The organism is Desulfuromonas soudanensis, assembly GCF_001278055.1.
Lineage (GTDB): Bacteria > Desulfobacterota > Desulfuromonadia > Desulfuromonadales > WTL > Deferrimonas > Deferrimonas soudanensis.
Genome location: NZ_CP010802.1, coordinates 199,337 through 220,279, shown reverse-complemented (window position 1 = coordinate 220,279; position 20,943 = coordinate 199,337). Strand labels below are relative to the sequence as shown.

The window sequence follows — 20,943 nt, the reverse complement described above, 5'->3', positions numbered from 1 at the left end:
CCCGGCCTGTAAGATCTGACAGTTTCTGAAAGCAGCTCCTCATGGTTAACTTCCTCCATCTTTTTTCAAGGAGGATTTACCATGAGCAGTGTCATTCTGGCCCGATCCGAAAACCCCGCCATCCACGATGTGTACCGCTTTCGTCACCAGGTTTTTCATGACCGCCTCGGCTGGGAAGTCGGCAGCGACCAGGGGCTGGAGCACGACCGCTTCGACAAGCTCAATCCCGTTCACATGTTCACCCGAAACCGCCAGCGCCAGGTCGAAGCCTGCTGGCGCCTCCTCCCCACCACCGGTCCCTACATGCTCAGGGACATCTTTCCCCAGTTGCTGCGCGAGGAGACGGCTCCCAGCGATCCCCATATCTGGGAAATCAGCCGCTTCGCCGTGGTGCCGTCCGCCGGCCGCACGCCCGGCCGCGACCAGGCCAATATCTGTGACCTCACCTTCGATCTGCTGAGGGCCGGGGTCGATTTCGCCGACCGCAACGGCATCCGCCATTATGTCTTCGTCACCAGCGTCGCCGTCGAACGACTCCTCAAGAGTACCGGCCTGGCCATCTACCGCTTCGGCGACGGCAGATCCCAGAAGGTCGGCAAGGTCCTCTCCGTCGCCTGCTGGATCGACATCAACGACGCCACTCGCCAGGCCGTCTACCGCCAGGGGACCGTCAGCCTCCCCCAGGAGGCTGCATGAAGGTCCTGGTGGTCGGACACCTCCCCCAGACCCGCCAGCTCCTTCGGGTGCTGCGAAGGGTCAATCGCGCCTTTGCCACTCATTACCGCCACGGCGCCGAGGCCATCGCCGCCACCCGTCGCGGTGGGGCTCATTACGACCTGGTTTTTCTCGAAGACAACGAGGAGAGCCCGGAGTCCCAGACGGTGGCCGAAGCGATCCAGGCCGTCGACGCCACCATCCCCATCGCCTTCCTTCGTTACCCGACAGACCGCAACCCCGAAGGACAGATCCCCCGTCTCATCGGAGCCTTCGAACATTCCACCCGGGGTTTGCGGCTCCTCGACTGCCGTCTTTCCGGGAGCCCGGCAAAGGAGCGCCCGAGCCCCCTCCCGGCTCCGGCGGAGATCCTCTTTGAATATCATCTCCCCTTGCGGGTCAAAGACAGCCTTCATGGCTGAGCACCTTGCCGCCGGAGCCCTCCATGCTCTTTGAGCCGTTTTTCCGCCAGACCTCCATCGCCATGGCCCTGCTCGACAGACGCGGGATCATCACCTCCTGCAATCCGGCGCTGGAGACCCTGCTCGGCTTTTCGGCCGGAGAACTCCACGGACGGACCCTGTTTGAACTGGTCGATGGCGAGGGTTCCCCCTCCTGCCGGCGCCTGATCCACAATGTCGCCACCGCCCCGGCACTCCCCCTGAGCCTCGGCCTTTACTGGACCTGCAAAAACGGCCGGGTCCTCCCCGGGGACCTGACCCTCCTCTCCACGGGAGAAGAGCCGGAAAAGGGCAATGGCCTCATCGCCACCATCGAGGATCGCTCGGAAAGCAAAGTGGTTGAAGCGCGCCTGGCCTACCTCACCAACTTCGATCCTCTGACGGGACTGGCCAACGACCTGCTCTTTCGCGATCGGCTCAAGCAGGCACTGAGCCGGTCGCGTCGGGAGGCGTCCATGGCCGCCGTGCTGGTCTTCAATCTAAAGCGTTTCAAGGATTTCAATGATTCCTTCGGCCTGGCCATCGGCGATCGCCTCCTCAAGGAGATCGCCTCCCGTCTCTCCTGTGGCGTCCGCCAGAGTGACACCGTCGCCCGGCTCAGCGGCACCAAATTCGCCCTCCTTATCGAGGGGCTCTCGGAGATGGCCGGAGTCACGCTTCTGCTACGCAAGGTCCGGGAGAGTCTCAGTGCCCCTTTTCTCGTGGAAGAGCAGGAAGTCTTCCCCTCGACCAGCGTCGGTATCGCCCTCTTTCCCGACGATGGCAACCAGCCGGAAGAGTTGATCCGCAACGCCGAATCGGCCATGTACCGCGCCGGTTTGAGCGGCCGCAACAGCTATCAGTTTTATACCGAAGGGATGAACAGCCAGGCCCGGCAGCGTCTGCGTCTGGAAAGTGCCCTTTACCGGGCACTGGAACGAAATGAATTCGAGGTCTACTACCAGCCGCAGATCGATCCGGCCTCCGGCGCCCCTCTGGGGGTCGAAGCCCTGATGCGCTGGAATCACCCCGACCGAGGGGTGGTGGGACCCGACGAATTCATCCCCCTGCTCGAAGAGACCGGATTGATCATCGCCGCCGGAGAATGGGTTTTGCGCATCGCCTGCGCTCAGTGCCGGACCTGGCAGGACGAAGGCTTTCCCGACCTGCGGGTCGCCGTCAACATCTCCGCTCGCCAGTTTCTCGAGAAAAATTTTGTCCCTCTTCTTCAGGAAATTCTCAAGGAAACAGGGCTTGAGGCCGGTTCTCTCGATCTTGAAATCACCGAAAGCGTCCTGATGCAGGAGAGCGAACGCCTTACCGGCACCCTCGGCGCCATCGCCCTTCTCGGAATACATATCTCCATCGACGATTTCGGAACCGGCTATTCCTCCCTCGCCTACCTCAAACGTTTTCCGGTGAACGGGCTGAAGATCGACCGCAGTTTCATCCAGGGAATTCCCGGGAACAGCGACGACATGGCCATCGCCTTCGCCATCCTCTCCCTTGCCGGCAATCTCGGACTCAGGGTAACTGCCGAAGGGGTTGAAACCGAAGCGCAGTTGGGCCTGCTCAACACCTGGCGCTGCCCGCAGCTGCAGGGGTATCTCTTTGCCCGACCGATGCCCGCCGACAGCTTCCCCCCATGGGCAATGAAGGCGCTGGCGACGCCCGGAGACTATCGTCCGGTCTGAATCGGGTTTTTCGGGGGAAGGGTGCGAACCGGCTCAGGGGAAAAGAGCCGGAAGGGGTCCTGATCGAGACCGGCGCAGAGAGAATGGACAGGCTAGATGATGCCGTGCAGCACCCCCCCCGGAGCGCCGAGAGCATCGACGCGCTTTTCGACCCCAGGGTCGTCGATCAGGGGGGGTGCGTGGTGCCCCTTGCGCCGGGCGTCGATGACCAGCGCCCCGGTGCACCCCCAGTGCTTGCAGCGATTGGCCGCACCGATGCCGTAAATGTCGGCGGCGGGATCCGAGCGCGTGAAGACGGTCCAGAGAAAATTGTTGAGGGTGCGGGCGACAAATAGGCTGTCGTCGACCACGACCACCAGGGGAAAGGCGTTGATCGGATCCTGGGGACCAAAGGAGGCGCAAAATTCCTCCATCGCCTGATCGCTTCTCCCCCGCGCAGCGGTACAGGGGGGCCCCTGGACGACCAGAACCCCCGGCAGCGCCAACTGAGGGGCTGTGAAGCCGGAAGGCAGGCGCAGATCTCCGGGAATCTCCGTCGGCAGGGGGCGGCGGACGGGACCGGCGGCCGCCACCACCACCTTGGATCCCTCGTTGAGGCCGCTCCCCGAATAGTCGAGGGTGTCGACGGTGGTGCACGTCTGAAAATGGAGGTCGCGCCGCCAGTCGGCCCGCTCGAGAAGATGGCGGAAAAAGGCCGGGATATCGTGGACATCGAGGCGCGGGTTGTCCTCCCGGGCGACAATAAAGAGGTACTTGGCCAGGGACAGCTGCCCCTGGCCGAGGATGGCATTGCCGAGAGTGAGAAGTTCCTGAGGCCGGCGCTCGGCGGCATAGGGGACGTAGCGTTCGCTGCCGATGGCCAGGAGGAGGGGATGAACGCCTGCGGCGTCGACGGCATGGACGGCGTGAACTCCGGGGAGGACCGTGGGGATCAGATCGCCGGTGATCTCGTGGATGAAGGCGCCGAAGCTGGTGTCCTCCTGGGGGGGGCGACCGACGGTGGTGAAGGGCCAGACCGCGCCGGGACGGTGAAAGACCTGCTCCACCTGCAGCACCGGAAAATCGTGGACCAGGCTGTAGTAGCCGAGATGGTCGCCGAAGGGTCCTTCGGGGAGGGTGCGGGCGGGATCGACGATGCCGCAGATGACGAAGTCGGCCTCCGCCGGCATCGGCAGCATCCCCGGTGGGGCAACAAGGGGAATGCGGTGCCCGCCGAGGAGCCCGGCAAAGGAGAGTTCGGGGAGCCCCTCGGGGAGGGGCATCACCGCGGCGACGGTTAAGGCCGGGGGGCCTCCGACGAAGATGCTCACCCGGAAGGGGAGGCCGGCCTCAAGCGCCTCGGCGTGATGAACGCCGATTCCCCGGTGAATCTGGTAGTGAATCCCGACCTCGGCGTTGGGACGGTAGGCGTTGCCGGAGATCTGCACCCGGTACATCCCGAGGTTGGAGCGGCGCACTCCCGGCCGGAGCACACTCTCCGAATAGACCTGGGGGAGGGTGATAAAGGCGCCGCCGTCGTCGGGCCAGGATTTGAGCTGCGGGAGCCGGTCGAGGGTGGTGGTGTGCTGGAGGATCGGACCGCGTTTGACCCGCTTCGGCAGGAGATGCAGCGCCCCACGGGGCGCCCCGAGATAGGCCAGAGGGTGATTCAGGCAAGCCATGGGGTTGATCTTGAGCTCGGAGAGGCGGGCGATGGTCTCCAGGGTGTCGCGGAAGAGGAAACGGGTGCGATCGAGGGTGCCGAAGAGGTTGGCGAGCATGGGAAAGGAGCACCCCTTGACGCGGGTGAAGAGGAGGGCCGGCCCCCCCGCCTGATAGACCCGGCGCTGAATCGCTCCGGCTTCAAGACAGGGGTCGACCTCCCGGTCGATGCGCAGCAGTTCCCCGTTTTTTTCCAGATCTCTGATACATGCGGCGAGATTGCGGTAACCCATGAAAAATCCCTTCTCCCCCTCTGATATGGCCGTCCAGGATATTACCCGAGGGGAAAGGGGAATTCAACCGGGGAAATCCCCATGTCCGTCACCCCCGGATAACCTCGAAGAGAGCCGAGAAGTCCGCCTCACTCCATCCCCGGGCGCGGGCCCTCTTGAAGGCCTCGTTGGCCGCCGCGGCACAGTGGAGGGGCTGGGCCAGCTCGTCACCGAGAGCCAGGGCCAGGCGCAGGTCTTTTTGCATGTGCTTGAGGGGGAAGGCCGTGGGGTATTCGCCGCGGCGGATCAGCTCCCCCTTCCCCTTGAACATCGGGTTGGCCAGGGCGCCGGCGCCGAGGACCTCAAGGATATCTTCGGGCCGCAGTCCCCCCTTCTCGCCGAGGGCAAGCCCTTCGCAGAAGGCGGTCATCATCCCCCCCATGATCATGTTGATCACCAGCTTCATGCGCGCACCGGTGCCGGCCTCGCCGAGATAGAGGATCTTGCTCCCCATCATCTCCAGGGGGCCGCAGGCATCGTCGAAAAGCGAGCGGTCACCGCCGGCGAGGATGATCAGGGTCCCGTCCTCGGCCGGCTTTCTCGTCCCGGAAACGGGCGCTTCGAGATAGCGCCCCCCCCGGGCGGCGACGGCACCGGCGATGCGCTGCGCGGTGCCGGCATCGACCGTCGACATGTCGACGTAATCCCGCCCCGAGGCAATCCCCTCGAGAGCCCCCTCCGGTCCGAAACAGACGGCGGAGGCAGCCGCCGGGTCGGCGAGCATGGCAAAGGTCAGGGCGCACTCCTCGACCACCGCCCGCGGAGTGGAGGCAGCGACGGCGCCGAGCTGCACCAGGGGGAGGCACTTGTCCGGGGTGCGGTTCCAGACGACGACCTCCAACCCCCCCTTGACCAGGTTGGCCGCCATAGCGCTTCCCATGATGCCGAGACCGAGAAAACCGTATTTGGCCATGTTATTCCTCTCCTAGGGTTGGCGACGACCCTGCTGACGCAGGTTTTCCAGCGCCACCAGACGCAGTCCGTCGCTGATGGTCGGATAGACGTGTATGGTTTCCGCCAGATCCTCGACGGTCAGGCCGAAACGGACCGCCAGGGCGGCCTCGTGGATCACATCGGCCGCCCGCGAAGCGAGCATCTGCACCCCCAAAACCCGCCCCGACCCCTTTTCTGCGCAGAGGAGAATCCCTCCCCGGCACTCGCCGATGACATGCGCCTTGGCGACCTTGTGAAGGTCGAGAAAGGTCTCAACGACTTCCTTCCCCTCGTGGGTCGCCTGCTGGGCATCGATGCCGACGGAGGCGAACTCGGGGTCGGTGAAGACCGCCATCGGGGTACAGCGATGATCGATGCGGCGGTGCGCTTGTGGATTGAGGAGGTTGTCCACAGCCACCTCCGCTTCCCGGGCGCCGGCCGGAGCGATCAGCGGCGGTCCGGTGACATCCCCTGCCGCCCAGATTCCGGCTGCGCTGGTGCGCATTTCTTCGTCGACACGGATAAACCCGGCATGATCGACTTCGACGCCAGCTTCCGCCAGACCGATATCCTCCGTGGCCGGAGCGGTTCCGACGGCGAACATGATGCGCTCGGCGTGAAATTCCCGCTCCACCCCGCCGACCAGGGCCTGGAGGCACGACTCGTTCCCCCGGCGATAGAATCGTTGCGCCTCGACGCCGAAAACCATCTCTATTCCCTCTTCGGCGGCCATGGCCTCGAAGGGATCGGTGAGACGGCGGTCGAAATCCTTCAGGGGACGCTCCCCTCGCTCGACAATCGTCACCGCGGCGCCGAAGCGGCAGAACATCTGCCCCATTTCCAGAGCGATGACCCCGCCGCCGATGATGACCAGGGAGCGGGGAATGCAGGGGAGATGCAGAGCGGAGTAGCTGGTGAGATAGTCGATGTCGGCAGCGCCGGGGAGGTGGAGCAGGCGGGGGACTCCGCCACAGGCGATAAGAAAACGCTCGGAAACCAGGACCTCGGCTCCTACCTGGAGCTCCCGGGGAGAGAGAAAGCGCCCGTGGCCGCGAAGAACCTCGATGCCGGGGTGGGCCTCGAGAACCTTCTGGTAACGGTCGTACCGCACGGTTTCCACCGCCTCGGTCTTGGCGGCCATCAGGCGCTGGCAGTCCGGCGGCCCTGCCGTCAGATTCATGCCGAACCGCTCCCCGCGCCGGGCCTCGTAATACCCCCGGGCCTTGTCGATGAGGGTCTTGCTCGGGATGCACCCCCAGTTGACGCAGGTCCCTCCCAGCCGGCTCTGCTCCACCATCAGCACCCGGGCGCCCTCTTCGGCGGCCCGGAGGGCCCCGGCAAAGGCGGTGGTTCCCGAACCGAGGATCACCAGATCATGGAGAGCGCTCATCGGGTCCCGGATTCACCCTTCCAGGTGCTGAGGATGTTGTCTTCCAGCAGAGGATAGGCACCGTCGAGTACTTCGCGGGCGACACGGTAAGTGAGCGTATCGTCGTTGCAGTACACGGCCCGGTGCTGGTCGGCGATCCGCCGCCTCGCCTGGCGGCAGAAGAGATCGGCCAGCCGCTCGGCACCGCGCTCGGCCCGGGGGGAAGCGGCCCGGGAAATCACCGCACTCATGGTGAAGAGTTCGGTCCCCGTGTCGACCAGGCGGCCGAGCACCATCTGTTTCTTCTGCAGCCCCTGACGGTGGAGCACCATCATGTGGAAGAGATCCCGAGCCAGGCGTCGGGTGGCGCGCTCGACGAAACGCAGGTGCCTGGTCAGTTTGCCGGAGACGGCAACCCCGCCGGGGGTCGACAGGCGCGGCAGCCAGAGCATCGGATACCACTTGGCGTAGAACTTGGCTGCCCCGGCAAAATCCATCTTTTCCGAGGTCGCCGACGCGCCGGCGATGCGCAGATGGGGGTCGAGGGCCTCGCGGGCGATGAAGAGGCGCATGATCTCGCTCGTCCCCTCGATGATCAGGTTGATCCGGGCGTCGCGGAGCAGGCGTTCCATCGGCATCGGCAGTTCGCCGCGTCCCGCCAGCGACTGGGCCGTTTCGTAGCCGCGCCCTCCGCGCACCTGCAGGGCCGCATCGGCGCTGCGCCACAACGCCTCGCTGCAGAAGAGTTTGGCCATCGCCGCCTCGAGACGGATGTCCTGCACGTCGCGATCGGCCATCTCCGAAGTCAGCCAGGTGAGACTCTCCACCGCGTAGATATCTGCGGCGATGGAGGCGAGTTTGGCGGCCACCGCCTCATGGTGACCCACCGGAGCCCCCCACTGGCGGCGCTCCCTGGCCCATTTGGTGGCCATGGCCAGCGCCTGCTTCATCGCCCCGCCGCCGGCGGCCGGAAGGGTCAGGCGCCCGGTGTTGAGGGTGCGCAGCGCCAGGGCGAGGCCGCGGCCGAGGCCGAGGACGATATTCTCCTTCGGCACCCGGACGTTGTTAAAGTTGAGGAGCCCGTTGTTGATCCCCTTGAGCCCCATGAAGTCGCAGCGGTGCTCGGTGGAGAGCCCCTCGGAGTTCCCTTCGACGATGAAGGCGGTGATCTCCGGCTTCGCCTCCTTGGGATCGTTGGTGCGCGTCATGACGATGAGCAGGCCGGCAATGGGGCCGTTGCTGATCCAGAGCTTTTTGCCGTTGATCAGATAGGCCTCGCCGTCCTCGGTGAGGGTGGCGGTCGTCGCGATACTCGAGGGATCGGAGCCGACGTCCGGCTCGGTGAGGGCAAAAGCGCTGATCTCCCCCTTGGCCAGGCGCGGCAGGTAGGCCTCCTTCTGCTCCCTGGTGCCGAACATCTTCAGCGGCTGGGGGACGCCGATGCTCTGATGGGCCGAAAGGAGGACGGCGGTATTGGCGCAGTGGCTGGCGATGAGCTCGATGATCCGGTTGTAGTTGACCTGGGACATGCCGAGACCGCCGTACTCCTTGGCGATCTTGATTCCGAAAAGGCCGAGCTCGGCGAGCCCCTCGATGACCGATCGGGGTATGTTCTTCGTCTCGTCGATCTTGTCGGCGTCGACCTTATCGACGAGGAACTGGCGCACCCGGGCCAGCAGTCGATCGCCCTCTGCCCGGTCCTCGGCGCGCTGCTCCGGAAAGGGAAAGACCAGTTCCGTCATCAGGTTCCCCATGTACAGCCCCTTGACGAAACTCGGTTTCTGCCACTCGGTCTCCCGCGCCGATTCGGCGACCTCCAGGGACCGCTTCTCTTCGGCCTGCTGTGCGCTCATAGATGGCACCTCCGGAAAAATTTGTTACCTACCGTTCAAGAATAACAGTTATTTGAGACGCTGCACACCGCTAACTGACCCTGTCGGATTCGGCGCAAAAATGACGCACCAACCGTCAAGGCGCGGAGCGTTCCTGACTTTCCTCCTCCTCATTTCCCGGCACCGCTCTTTTAGACTCTTTTCTCAGCCGATTCCGGGTATTGAACCACCGGAATCGTCACCGGGATATCCTACAGCATCAACGGCCATCCCCGCGGATTCACCCTGACGCCCGTCTTTCCCTGATTTTCCCGGTTAAGCCAAAATAAAAACAGGCGGGGCCGTTTCGGCCCCGCCTGTTTTTATTTTCCCGCCAGCCCCAACTCCCTCCTCTCCAACGCCAGCAAGCGGTCCCGCAACTCAGCCGCCTTCTCGAACTCCAGATCGGCGGCGGCGGCGAGCATCTCCCCCTTCAGCCGCGCCATCTCCTTCTTCATCTCCGCCGGGGAGAGATAGTCCTCTTCCCTCTCGGCCACCAGCGGCACCTCGAGATAATCCTTCTCGGCGATATCCTCGAGGATCGTGCGCAGACTCTTCTTCACCGACTCGGGGGTGATGCCGTGCTCTTCGTTGTAGGCGAGCTGGGTCTGCCGTCTACGGCCGGTCTCGTCGATGCAGGTCTGCATGGAGCGGGTCACCCGGTCGGCGTACATGATCACCCGGCCGTCGACGTTGCGCGCCGCGCGGCCGCAGATCTGGATCAGGGAGCGGGCGCTGCGCAAAAAACCTTCCTTGTCGGCGTCGAGAATCGCCACCAGGGCGACCTCGGGGAGGTCGAGGCCTTCGCGCAGCAGGTTGATCCCCACCAGCACGTCGAAGACCCCGCGGCGCAGGTCGCGAATGATCTCCATCCGCTCGACGGTGTGGATATCCGAATGAAGGTAGCGCACCCGGACCCCCAACTCCTCGAAATAACCGGTGAGATCCTCGGCCATGCGCTTGGTGAGGGTGGTGACCAGGACGCGGTACCCCTGGCGGAGCGTCTCGCGCAGTTCGTGGAGGAGGTCGTCGACCTGGTTTTTGGCGGGACGCACCTCGATCGGCGGGTCGACGAGACCCGTGGGGCGGATGATCTGCTCGACCACCACCCCCTGCGCCTTGGCCAGTTCGTAGTCGGCAGGAGTGGCCGAGACGAAAATGGTCTGCACCCCCTTGGCCTCATACTCCTCAAAGGTCAGCGGGCGGTTATCGAGGGCGCCGGGGAGACGGAAGCCGTAGTTGACCAGGGTCTCCTTGCGGGAGCGGTCGCCGCGGTACATGGCGCCGATCTGGGAGACGGAGACGTGGCTCTCGTCGATGAACATCAGGGCGTCGTCGGGGAAGTAGTCAAAGAGGGTCGCCGGCGGCTCCCCGGGTTTGCGGCCGTCGAGGAAGCGGGAGTAGTTCTCGATCCCCTGGCAGTACCCCATCTCCTCCATCATCTCGATATCGAAGAGGGTGCGCTGCTCGATGCGCTGCGCCTCGACGAGCATGTTCCTGCTGCGGAAGTACTGAATGCGCTCCAACAGCTCGTCCTGAATCGCCCGGATCCCCCGTTCGAGGGTCGGCCGGGTGGCGACGTAGTGACGGGCGGGGAAGATGATGGTGGCCTCCATGCGCCCCATGACTGCGCCGCGCAGCGGGTCGATTTCGGCGATCCCTTCGATCTCGTCGCCGAAGAACTCGATGCGCAGCGCCCGGTTGTCCTCGTAGGCGGGGAAGATCTCCACCGTATCCCCCCGCACCCGGAAGGTGCCGCGGTGAAAATCGATGTCGTTGCGCTCGTACTGGATGTCCACCAGCTGCTGCAGAAGGGCGTTGCGGTCAAGCTCCATCCCGGTCTCGAGGCGCACCAGCATGCCGAAATAGGCCTCGGGAGAGCCGAGGCCGTAGATGCAGGAGACGCTGGCGACGATGAGCACGTCGCGCCGGGAGAGGAGGGAGCGGGTGGCGCTGTGGCGCAGCTTGTCGATCTCCTCGTTGATCGCCGAATCCTTCTCGATGAAGGTGTCGGTGACGGGGACGTAGGCTTCGGGCTGATAATAATCGTAGTAGGAGACGAAATACTCGACGGCGTTGTCGGGAAAGAGCTCCTTGAACTCGCCGTAGAGCTGGGCGGCGAGGGTCTTGTTGTGCGCCAGGACCAGGGTCGGCCGCTGCACGGCGGCGATGACGTTGGCCATGGTGAAGGTCTTTCCCGAGCCGGTGACGCCGAGGAGGACCTGATGGGGGTCGCCGCGCTCAATTCCGGCGACGAGCTCGGCGATGGCCTGGGGCTGATCGCCTCGCGGCTGGTAATCGGACTTGAGTTCGAAGCGGGGCATGGGGTCAAAATTCCTTCAACGCTTAAAAAGCCTTTTTTCACCACAGAGGACACCGTGAGGGGCAAATAAAATTATTCTTGGTTTCTCTGTGTCTCTATGTCTCTGTGATCATCGTTTTTTTGTAAGGACTCAAGGAATCATTGTAAAGCAAAAAGCAAACGAGCGCAGGCCTCTGCCTGCGCTCGTGAATGATTTACTGGGGGGTGGGGGATAAAGCGGCCCCTCTCCGCGCCTCGGCATTGAAAGTCTATTTGACCTTCCAGGTCGTCCCCTCTTTCGAGTCGAGGAGCTCGATCCCCCTGGCGGCCAGGTCGTCTCGGATCTGGTCGCCGCGGGCGAAGTCGCGATTTTTGCGGGCCTGCTGGCGCTCGGCGATGAGCTCTTCGATGGCTTCGGCGCTGAGGCCTGCCTCCTGCAGCCCCGCCGCCTGCCCGCGCTCCAGCCATTGGACGGGATCGCTGGTGAAGAGGCCGAGAACCCCGCCGAGCTTGAGAAGCTTGCCGGCGGCGTCCCGCAGCACCACCAGGGAGAGGGGGCATTCGTCAAAGCGCTTCTCGGCGACGATGCGGTTCATCCCCCGCACCACCTCGAACATATGGCCGAGGGCCAGGGCGGTGTTGAAGTCGTCATCCATCGCCTCGGCGAAACGCTCGTCGACATTTTCCACCAGGTCGTAGGTGGCGCGCTCCTCATCGGTAATGACGGGGCAGGGGGCCTGTTTGGGTGGTGCATGTTTGGCCAGGGTCTCCGCCGCCAGACGCAGGGCCTCGTAAAACCGGCTCAGGCCGGCCTGGGCGTCCTCGAGGTTCTGGTCGGAAAAATCGATGGGGGAGCGATAATGAGCTGAAAGGATGAAGAAGCGCACCACCTCCGGGTCGTACTGCTGCAGGATGTCGCGGATGGTGAAGAAGTTGCCGAGGGACTTGCTCATCTTCTCCTGGTTGACGTTGACGAACCCGTTGTGCATCCAGTACTTGACGAACGGTTTCCCCGTGGCCCCCTCGCTCTGGGCGATCTCGTTCTCGTGATGGGGAAAGACCAGATCCTTGCCGCCGCCGTGAATGTCGAAGGACTCGCCGAGATATTCCATGCTCATGGCCGAACACTCGATGTGCCAGCCGGGACGCCCCGGCCCCCAGGGGGACGGCCAGGAGGGCTCGCCGGGCTTGGCAGCCTTCCACAGGGCAAAATCCATGGGGTTGCGCTTCTGCTCTCCCGGGGCGATGCGGGCCCCGGCGCGCATTTCGTCCATGTTGCGATGGGAGAGCTTGAGGTAGCCGGTAAATTTGTCCACGGCAAAATAGACGTCACCGGCCGAGGCGTAGGCCAGTCCCCGGGCGATGAGTTTTTCGACGATGGCGATGATCTGTGCCATGTGCTCCGTCGCCTTCGGCTGATGGGTCGGCAGCGCCAGGCCGAGGGCCGCCATGTCGGCGTCGAAGGCGGCGATGAACTCCTCGGCGAGTTCGCGACTGTCGATCCCCCGCTCGTTGGCGCGCCGGATGATCTTGTCGTCGACGTCGGTGTAATTGCGCACGTAGTTGACGTCATAGCCGAGGTACTGCAGATAGCGGTAGATGACGTCGAAGACGATATTGGCCCGGGCGTGGCCGATGTGGCAGTAATCATAAACCGTCACCCCGCAGACGTACATGCCGACCTTGCCGGGCTGCAGCGGCTTGAATTCTTCCTTGCGGCCGGTCATCGTATTGAAAAGACGCAGCTTCATGACGTCGGATTCTCCTTGATTCGGTGGTCTGCGGTGCGGGTTCGAAGCGAAACGGTGCCCCCTTTAATAGCACAGCGGAACCCGATTGAAAAGGGGGAAGGCCTCCCTGCCCCCTGGGGCCGTCGGGCCGGTCGAAGGAGAGGAGGCGAAAAAAAAGGGGGGAAATATCCCCCCCCCTCTTTCGACGGAAACCAATGCGGGCTATTCCGCGCCCCCCTGCGGATCGAGACGCGCCCAGGAATCCCGCAGGGTGACGGTGCGGTTGAAGACCGGGGCGCCGGGGCGGGAGTCGAGCGCATCGACGGAGAAATACCCGAGGCGCTCGAACTGGAAGGAGGCCTCCGGCAAGGCGGCGGAGAGTCCCGGCTCGACCAGGCAGGTGTCGACAATCTCCAGGGAGGCGGGATTGAGGTGGCTGCGATAGTCGCTGCCGTCCTTGTCGGCCCCGGGGTTGGCGGTAAGAAAGAGACGATCGTAGAGGCGGACCTCGGCGGTGACGGCATGGGGTGCGGAAACCCAGTGAATCGTCCCCTTGACCTTGCGACCGTCCTGGGCGTTGCCCCCTCGGGTCTGCGGATCATAGCTGCAGCGAAGCTCGACGATCTCGCCGCTCGAGGCATCCCTGACCACCGATTCGCAGCGGATGAAGTAGGCGTAGCGCAACCGCACCTCCCGCCCCGGAGCCAGACGGAAAAACTTCTTCGCCGGCTCTTCCATGAAATCGTCGCGCTCGATGTACAGCACCCGGGAGAAGGGGACCATCCGGGTTCCCATGGCGGGATCGGCGGGATGATTGGCGGCCTCGAACTCCTCGACCTCCCCTTCGGGATAGTTGTCGATCACCACCCGCAGCGGCCGCAGCACCCCCATGACCCGGGGCGCATGTTCGTTGAGATCCTCGCGAACGCAGTCCTCCAGAACCCCGACGTCGATGCAGCTGTCGCTCTTGCCGACGCCGATCCGTTCGCAGAAGGTGCGGATCGCCGCCGGCGTATAGCCGCGGCGGCGCAGCCCGACGAGGGTCGGCATCCGCGGGTCGTCCCAGCCGCTGACGATCTTCTGTGTCACCAGCTCGAGGAGCTTGCGTTTGCTCATGACCGTGTAGCTGAGATTGAGGCGGGCAAACTCGATCTGCTGGGGATGGAAGAGGTCGAGCTCCTCGAGGAACCAGTCGTAGAGGGGACGATGGTCCTGGAATTCGAGGGTGCAGATCGAATGGGTGATGCGCTCGATGCCGTCGGACTGGCCGTGGGCGAAATCGTACATCGGGTAGATGCACCAGCTCTCCCCGGTGCGGTGGTGGGGCGCCCGCAGGATCCGGTACATGATCGGGTCGCGCAGGTTAATGTTGGGGGAGGACATATCGATCTTGGCCCGCAGAACGTGGGAGCCGTCGGCGAAATCCCCGGCGCGCATGGCGGCGAAGAGTTCGAGGTTCTCGTCCACGGTACGCCCGCGGAAGGGGCTGTCGGTTCCCGGACGGGTCAGGGTGCCGCGGTATTCGCGGATCTGTTCGGGGGTCAGGCTGCAGACGTAGGCCTTCCCCTTGCGGATCAACTTCACGGCGAAATCGTGGAGCTGCTCGAAATAATCAGAGGCGTAGTAGAGGTTTTCCCCCCAGTCGAAGCCGAGCCAGCGAACGTCGGCCTTGATCGCCTCGACGTACTCGTCCTCTTCCTTGCTCGGATTGGTGTCATCGAAGCGCAGGTGGCAGACCCCGCCGAACTGGGCGGCGAGGCCGAAATTCAGGCAGATCGACTTGGCGTGACCGATGTGAAGATAGCCGTTGGGTTCCGGAGGGAAACGGGTGGCGACCCGGCCGCCGTTCTTGCCGGCCTTGAGATCCTCGGCGATGATGTTGCTGATGAAATGAGAGGGAAGAGACGTTGCAGTGGTCATGGGTGCCTTGTCATCCTTTATCGGGAGAAAATGAATCGGCTCAAAACCCGCCAGGAAACCCGGTCAGGCCTCGAATTCCTGGTTTGCTCCGTTTTTGCGCAGCAGAACCACGGCATGGGCCGAGATCCCCTCGCGGCGCCCTTCGAAGCCGAGCTCCTCGGTGGTGGTTGCCTTGACGTTGACCCGCTCCACATCGACCTGGCAGGCGGTGGCGATATTTTCCACCATGTCCCGGATGAAGGGAGCGAGTCTGGGGCTCTGGGCGACCACCGTTGCGTCGAGATTCTGCACCCCATACCCCCGCGCCGCCGTGAGGGAGATGACCTCCCGCAGGAGTTTCAGGCTCGAAACGCCGCCGTAGGCCGGATCGGAATCGGGGAAATGCCGGCCGATATCCCCGGCGGCGAGCGCCCCGAGGAGGGCGTCGCAGATGGCATGAAGAAGGACATCGGCATCGGAATGGCCGAGGAGCCCGAAGGGATGGGGGATCTCCACCCCGCCGAGGATCAGTTTGCGACCCTCCACCAGGCGGTGCACGTCGTAACCGTGGCCGATGCGCATCATGTCGTCGGGATCTCCTGGTGTTTCGAGAAGGCCCGGGCCAAAACCAGGTCCTCGGGGGTGGTGATCTTGATGTTGCGGTAACTCCCGTGAAGGATCGCCACCGGCTCCCCGAGGCGCTCCACCAGAGAAGCGTCGTCCGTGCCGAAAAAATCGTCTTCGACGGCGCGGCGATGGGCGGCGGCGAGGAGTTCGTAACGGAAGACCTGGGGTGTCTGGGCCTGCCAGAGGGTCGCGCGGTCAGGCGTCGCCGCCACCCGCCCCTCCGCCACCACCTTGACCGTATCCTTCACCGGCACCCCCAGCAGGCAGGCGCCGACCCGGGCGGCGGTCGCCAGGAGCGGTTCGAGGAGGGTTGTCGGGAAAAAAGGGCGAACCCCGTCATGGATCAGGACGATATCCCCGGCCGCACCGGCGCAGGCCGCCAGGCCGTTGCGCACCGACTCCTGGCGCTCCTTCCCCCCCCCGACCACACCGCGGACCTTGGCGAACCGGTAACGGTTCACGATCTCGGCCTGGCAGTAGGCGACCTCTGCGGCGGGGGCGATGAGATAGATATGATCGATGGCGGGATGATCGTCGAACAGGGCGAGGGTATGAGCCAGAATCGGCCGGCCGGCCAGAGTCAGGTACTGCTTATGAACGGCCGATCCCATGCGGCTCCCCATCCCTGCGGCGGGGATCAGAACGATGACGCTCATGCGACTCCGGGAGGAGGGGTGCCGCCGTCCCCCCCAGGAAGGAGGACCACGGCGGGCGCTGGAACCAATGAAAAAACCGGGCAAGGGACTGCCCGGTTGAAGGTTGGAACGGGAACCGACTAGTTGAGGAAGATGCTCTCGACCCTCTCGACGACGGATATCTCCTCGGCCCCATCGGCCAGGGCGATTTCCTTGACCAGGAGTTTGCGGGCCAGATCGAGCACTTTCTTCTCGCCGTAGGAGAGGTCTTTGCCCTCCTTGATCAAATACAGTTCCCGCAGAACCGCCGCCACCTCGAAAAGGTCGCCGGATTTGATCTTGTCATTGTACTCCCTCTGCCGGCGGCTCCAGGATGCCATGGCCTGCACCCCTTCGCGCTTTTCTTCGAGGACGTCGTAAACCGAAGCGACCCGATCCTTGGCGATCAGGGTGCGCAGACCGACCAGCCGAGCGTTGGTCACCGGGACCATGATGGTCATGTCGCTGTCAACGATCCGCAGCACGTAAAACTCGTGTTTTTCTCCGGAGAACTCCTTGGCTTCAATAGCCTCAATCACCCCCACCCCCTGGGTCGGGTATACAGCCTTATCGCCAACTTTAAACATGGTGTCTCCTTCCTTCGAATTTTACAAGGGTAACACAACCCCCCCTATCCGTCAATAGCAAGAGCCGTTTAAACAAGGACTTAGCCCGAGTGGCCCTTTTTATCTGGTCGGTGCATCGAACCCGTGCTAACGTCTTAATTCGGGCCGAAACCGGGGGAAAGCCCGCGAATCCGGGCACCTGTCTCCCCCTCATCCCTCAACGTTTTCCCGGCATGTCCTTCTCTCCGTCGCGGGTCCGGGGGCGCATATCCGGTTCTTAACATTACCCCTCCTTCCCATGGACCTTGGGGCGACGGGGAAGAGGGGACAACAAAGGAATTTATATGCGAATAGCCGTCATCGGAGCGGGCGCCCTCGGTCTCTATTACGGTGCCATGCTGCAGCGCGGAGGTCACGAGGTCCGTTTTCTCCTGCGCCGCGACTATGAGGCCATAGCCGAACGCGGACTCCATGTGACCTCGCCCCGGGGGGACTTCCACCTAGAAAAAGTCCGGTGCTTCCGCACACCGCAGGAGATGGGAGAGGTCGATCTGGTGCTGGTCGGGCTCAAAACCTTTGCCAACGACGCTCTTGTCCCCCTGATTGCTCCCCTGGCCGCCTCCGGAGCCGCTATTCTCACCCTGCAGAACGGCCTCGGCAACGAGGAGCTGCTGGCGGCAGCCTTCGGCGCCGACCGGGTTCTCGGCGGGGTGGCCTTTCTCTGTTCCAACCGCGGACCATCGGGGACCGTACACCATCTGGCTCAGGGACCGATCCGCCTCGGGGAATTCGGCGGCGGACTCACCCCCCGGGCCCTGGAAATCGCCGCGGTCTTCACCTCTTCCGGCGTCCCCTGCGAGGCGGTGGCCGATCTGGTCAAGGCGCGTTGGGAAAAGCTGGTCTGGAACATCCCCTTCAACGGCCTCTGTGCCCTGACCGGGCAGTCCACCGACGCCCTTCTCGCCCATCCTCCCAGTCGGCGACTCATCGGAGAATTGATGACGGAAGTCGTCGCCGGCGCCGCGGCCCAGAAACTCTCGGCACCGATCAGTGGTCCGGCCTTCATCGCCCGGATGATCTCCCTCACCGAGGAGATGGGGGCCTACCGTCCGAGCATGATGATCGACCACCTCGAAGGGCGCCCCCTGGAGCTCTCCTCCATCTACGGCATCCCCCTGGAGCGGGCCACGGAACGGGGGGTGGAGATGGTCCGGGTACGGATGCTCCACGCCCTTCTCGACCTGGGGGAGCCGGGGCGACGGGGATGAGGACGGGTAAGGGACAAAGGCCGGCCCCGGGAGGGGTCGGCCTTTGTTTTGATCCGGCAAAGGACACTCAGCGACGGTAGGGGAGGACCCGGATGTCTCCCAGATCGACAATCTCCCCGGCCTCTATCCGACGACAGCCATCCTCTCCCGGTCCGAGAGTCCCGTAGAGTTCGCCGGCCACAGGTTGTCCGCGGGTGCGGGTGCGCACCGCCAGGCACCAGGTCCCCGGACGAGGGAGATAGAGAAGGAAAACCCCGTCCTCTCCCACCGCCGGGGAGGTGTAGTCCGGCATGCGGCGAAAATCGCTGTCGCCGTAGGCCAGGGCGAAGGCCCCGGGAACGGGGCGCCCCTGATCGTCGATCACCCGTCCGGTGAACCCCGTCTCTCCCCGGGACAGACTCCCCTCGCGCATCAGCATCGGCTGGGTCACCCCCTGCAGGAGAAAGTCGGCACGGCTGCTGCGTCCGGAGCGCACCGTCACCGGGTTGCCGGGGAAAAGAGCCCAGGCGTCGCCAGGGCGCGGCGGACCGGCATCCCCCCCTCCCTGACGCTTCCGCGCCACCAGAAAGTAGTTCCCCTCCGCCAGGTCGAGAAAGTAACGACCATCTTCGGCCACCGGAGCCTCGAAATCGGCGGGGCCGCGCAGTCCGCCGCGAGCGCTGCGGTAAGCATAGACATAGGTCCCGGCCACCCCGCCGCCGCCCCGGGCGGTAACCGTCCCTTCAATCCCCGTCGTCGGGTCTCCGCTCGCGGTCACTCCTATCGTGGGGGGCCGAGAGACGCAGGCGACCAGGACCATCGTCGTCAGCAGGGCCGACAGCACCCAGAGGTGCACAGGGGATCGAAGCCCCTTTCGCCTTTTCATCTTTTTCCCTGTCTCAAGCGTGGCCGTCGACGACCTCGCCTCCCGGCTTTAATTGATCTGCACGATGTTGCCGTTTTTCACCTGCAACAAAAAGAGAACCTTGTCGGCGTCTCCCTGGAAATCAAAGCTCGTCGCCCCCGTGATTCCCGGATAGTCCTGCAGCATCGAGAGGGCCAGACGCAGATCGTCCCGGGTGCGGATGTCGCGACGGTCGAGAATCGAAAGGAGGATGCCGACGGCATCGTACCCCTGAGCCTCGAGAATTGACGGTTCCTCGCCGAATTTTTCAAAATAGCGGTCGACGAATTCCCGGACGAAGGGGTAGGGACTGTAGCGAAAAAATCCGTCGACAAAGACCGCCCCCTCCACCGACCGCCCGGCCAACCGGACCAGCTCCGGGGAGTTCCAGCCGTTGATCCCCAAAAGAGGTACCCCCTCGATCCCGTAATAGGCCAGCTGCGGAGCGATCATGCCGATGCGGTCGGCATAGTCGGGGATGAACAGGGCATCGAAATTAACGGGGGGGAATTCGCTGCCGGAAGCGTTTTTTCGCTTTTCCGCCTCGGCGGCGCTGGTCTCCTTCGAAGCGTCGGGATCCATCCCCATCAGGCGCTTGATCTGGCGGCCGAAATCGGTCGCGGTTTCGGCATACCCCTCGCTGATCACCACCAGTCCGCCGAGCTTTCTCACCTCTTCGGCGAAGAGGTGAGCCATCTCCTGACCGAGGAGGTTTTCGGGATAGAGAATACCGAAACCGGTAAAACCGCGCTCGCGGACGGCATAACGGGCGAGAGCCCGGGCCTGCAGGCGGCTGGTGAGGGAGTCGCGAAAGACGAATTCCCCCGTCTCCGGCAGACCCTCTCTCTGGGAGAGGCTCAGCATGGGGATGCGCTCCTCCTGGGCCTGGACGGCGGCGGCGGCGGCGGCCGTCCCGGTGAGGGGACCGAGGACCGCCATCACCCGTTCGCTGTCGGCCAACTCGGTTACCGCGGCGACGCTGCGGGCCGGGTCGGCGCCGATGTCCCGATAGACGAGACGCACCGGGGGGGCGCTGCTGTTGTGCATCTCAAGCGCCAGGTCCATGCCCCGGCGCACCAGGTCGCCATAGGTGGCGTAACGGCCGCTAAGGGGGAGGACCACTCCGAGAGCCCGCTGCAGCCAGGGACGCCCTGCGAGCTGATCGTAGAGTCGGACCGCCTCCGGCCGCGAGGGGAAGTTCGTCCCCCGGAGGAGCAGGGCCTGCACCAGTCCCAGAGCCTGATCCCGGGCACCGCGGGCGGCGGCCTTGCCGGCCAGCTGCAAGGTGGCGTCCTCGCCGAGGGGGGTGCCGCGGAGCATGAAGGCGGCCTCCGTCAGTTCGACCTCTCCCAGTCTTTCGGCCAGGAGCCGGTGGCCCCGCCGCCAGAGGGAGTCCCTCTCCTCGGCACCGGCGTTTGCCATCCCCTGGTGAAGAAGGACCAGGGCCGCCAGGGGGCGTCCGAGAACGGCCTGGGCGTCGGCCATGGCCGAGAAACGCCGGCCGCGCTCCCAGGGGGAAAGGGCGTCCTCCTCCAGGGGTTGCAACAGCGCCAGCCCCTCCCGGGCCCGGCCGACTTCGACCAGGGCTCCGCCCTTCTCGAGGCGCACCCTTTGATCCTGACGGTCGGCGGGGATGCGCTCCAGAAAGGAGAGAGCCTCCTCGGGCCGTCCCCCGTCCCGGGCGATGCGACCGAGGTAAAGGTAGGCCGTGGGGAGCTCCCTGGATTGCGGATTTCCCGCCACGAACGATTGCAGCAGAGAGAGAGCCGCCTCGGTCTGCCCTGAAGCATACAGGTCGATCCCCTCCTGGAGGGCCACCGATTCGCCGCCCCTCTGTCCAACCGTCACCGGAGCCTCTGCTCCTTGCAGGGATGGTATCCCCACGCAGAAAATCAGAGCCAGCAGCAGCCCTCCGTTTCTTACAAATCCCGCCATGATCCTCTCCCTCGCCGCGTCTGATACAGCACCGGCGCCGTGGCCGGTGTTTCCACCGCGGCGCC

Annotated in this window: 16 protein-coding genes; 4 read left to right on the top strand and 12 right to left on the bottom strand. The window is 64.3% G+C overall.

The window, feature by feature from the left end; translation table 11 throughout:
• Positions 1–81: 81 nt before the first annotated feature.
• The 3 genes from DSOUD_RS00990 to DSOUD_RS00980 are packed head-to-tail and all read left to right on the top strand — an operon-like array spanning position 82 to position 2,848.
• Complete coding sequence (locus DSOUD_RS00990; protein ID WP_053549243.1) at positions 82–696, top strand: acyl-homoserine-lactone synthase; 615 nt, start codon at positions 82–84, stop codon at positions 694–696.
• Complete coding sequence (locus tag DSOUD_RS00985) at positions 693–1,136, top strand: hypothetical protein (RefSeq protein ID WP_053549242.1); 444 nt, start codon at positions 693–695, stop codon at positions 1,134–1,136. Before DSOUD_RS00990 ends, DSOUD_RS00985 begins: the two co-directional genes overlap by 4 nt.
• Before the next feature lie 23 nt (positions 1,137–1,159).
• On the top strand, positions 1,160–2,848 hold the full coding sequence (locus tag DSOUD_RS00980; protein WP_053549241.1) for a putative bifunctional diguanylate cyclase/phosphodiesterase: 1,689 nt from the start codon (positions 1,160–1,162) through the stop codon (positions 2,846–2,848).
• Positions 2,849–2,940: 92 nt separating this feature from the next.
• Here DSOUD_RS00980 and DSOUD_RS00975 read toward each other — a convergent pair whose 3' ends face one another.
• The 10 genes from DSOUD_RS00975 to DSOUD_RS00930 form a co-directional block, all read right to left on the bottom strand.
• Positions 2,941–4,782 (bottom strand): UbiD family decarboxylase, encoded by a 1,842-nt coding sequence (locus DSOUD_RS00975; RefSeq protein ID WP_053549240.1) that lies wholly within the window; start codon positions 4,780–4,782, stop codon positions 2,941–2,943.
• A gap of 88 nt (positions 4,783–4,870) precedes the next feature.
• Positions 4,871–5,734 (bottom strand): NAD(P)-dependent oxidoreductase, encoded by an 864-nt coding sequence (locus tag DSOUD_RS00970; protein ID WP_053549239.1) that lies wholly within the window; start codon positions 5,732–5,734, stop codon positions 4,871–4,873.
• 12 nt (positions 5,735–5,746) lie between these two features.
• The gene (locus DSOUD_RS00965; protein WP_053549238.1) at positions 5,747–7,144 is read right to left on the bottom strand and encodes a dihydrolipoyl dehydrogenase family protein; all 1,398 of its coding nucleotides are present in this window, start codon (positions 7,142–7,144) and stop codon (positions 5,747–5,749) included.
• On the bottom strand, positions 7,141–8,976 hold the full coding sequence (locus DSOUD_RS00960) for an acyl-CoA dehydrogenase family protein (RefSeq protein ID WP_053549237.1): 1,836 nt from the start codon (positions 8,974–8,976) through the stop codon (positions 7,141–7,143). Before DSOUD_RS00960 ends, DSOUD_RS00965 begins: the two co-directional genes overlap by 4 nt.
• Positions 8,977–9,317: 341 nt before the next feature.
• Positions 9,318–11,318 (bottom strand): excinuclease ABC subunit UvrB, encoded by a 2,001-nt coding sequence (uvrB, locus tag DSOUD_RS00955; RefSeq protein WP_053549236.1) that lies wholly within the window; start codon positions 11,316–11,318, stop codon positions 9,318–9,320.
• A 247-nt stretch (positions 11,319–11,565) separates the two neighbouring features.
• Positions 11,566–13,047 (bottom strand): cysteine--tRNA ligase, encoded by a 1,482-nt coding sequence (cysS, locus tag DSOUD_RS00950; RefSeq protein ID WP_053549235.1) that lies wholly within the window; start codon positions 13,045–13,047, stop codon positions 11,566–11,568.
• 201 nt (positions 13,048–13,248) lie between these two features.
• Positions 13,249–14,946, bottom strand: coding sequence for a glutamine--tRNA ligase/YqeY domain fusion protein (locus DSOUD_RS00945; protein ID WP_053549234.1), 1,698 nt, complete (start codon positions 14,944–14,946; stop codon positions 13,249–13,251).
• 63 nt (positions 14,947–15,009) lie between these two features.
• Positions 15,010–15,510 carry a 2-C-methyl-D-erythritol 2,4-cyclodiphosphate synthase gene (ispF, locus tag DSOUD_RS00940; protein ID WP_082350991.1) on the bottom strand — a complete coding sequence of 167 codons (501 nt, stop codon included), beginning with the start codon at positions 15,508–15,510 and terminating at the stop codon, positions 15,010–15,012.
• Positions 15,507–16,208: a 2-C-methyl-D-erythritol 4-phosphate cytidylyltransferase gene (ispD, locus tag DSOUD_RS00935; protein ID WP_053549233.1), complete on the bottom strand. Its 702-nt coding sequence runs from the start codon at positions 16,206–16,208 to the stop codon at positions 15,507–15,509. Before ispD ends, ispF begins: the two co-directional genes overlap by 4 nt.
• Positions 16,209–16,327: 119 nt before the next feature.
• The gene (locus tag DSOUD_RS00930; RefSeq protein WP_053549232.1) at positions 16,328–16,813 is read right to left on the bottom strand and encodes a CarD family transcriptional regulator; all 486 of its coding nucleotides are present in this window, start codon (positions 16,811–16,813) and stop codon (positions 16,328–16,330) included.
• 323 nt (positions 16,814–17,136) lie between these two features.
• On the opposite strand from DSOUD_RS00930, the gene DSOUD_RS00925 reads away from it, so the two are divergent.
• On the top strand, positions 17,137–18,060 hold the full coding sequence (locus DSOUD_RS00925) for a putative 2-dehydropantoate 2-reductase (protein WP_053549231.1): 924 nt from the start codon (positions 17,137–17,139) through the stop codon (positions 18,058–18,060).
• Between the two features lie 67 nt (positions 18,061–18,127).
• Here DSOUD_RS00925 and DSOUD_RS00920 read toward each other — a convergent pair whose 3' ends face one another.
• Positions 18,128–18,925 (bottom strand): hypothetical protein, encoded by a 798-nt coding sequence (locus tag DSOUD_RS00920; protein WP_157671693.1) that lies wholly within the window; start codon positions 18,923–18,925, stop codon positions 18,128–18,130.
• A gap of 48 nt (positions 18,926–18,973) precedes the next feature.
• Positions 18,974–20,878 carry a penicillin-binding protein activator gene (locus DSOUD_RS00915; RefSeq protein ID WP_157671692.1) on the bottom strand — a complete coding sequence of 635 codons (1,905 nt, stop codon included), beginning with the start codon at positions 20,876–20,878 and terminating at the stop codon, positions 18,974–18,976.
• Positions 20,879–20,943 lie beyond the last annotated feature (65 nt).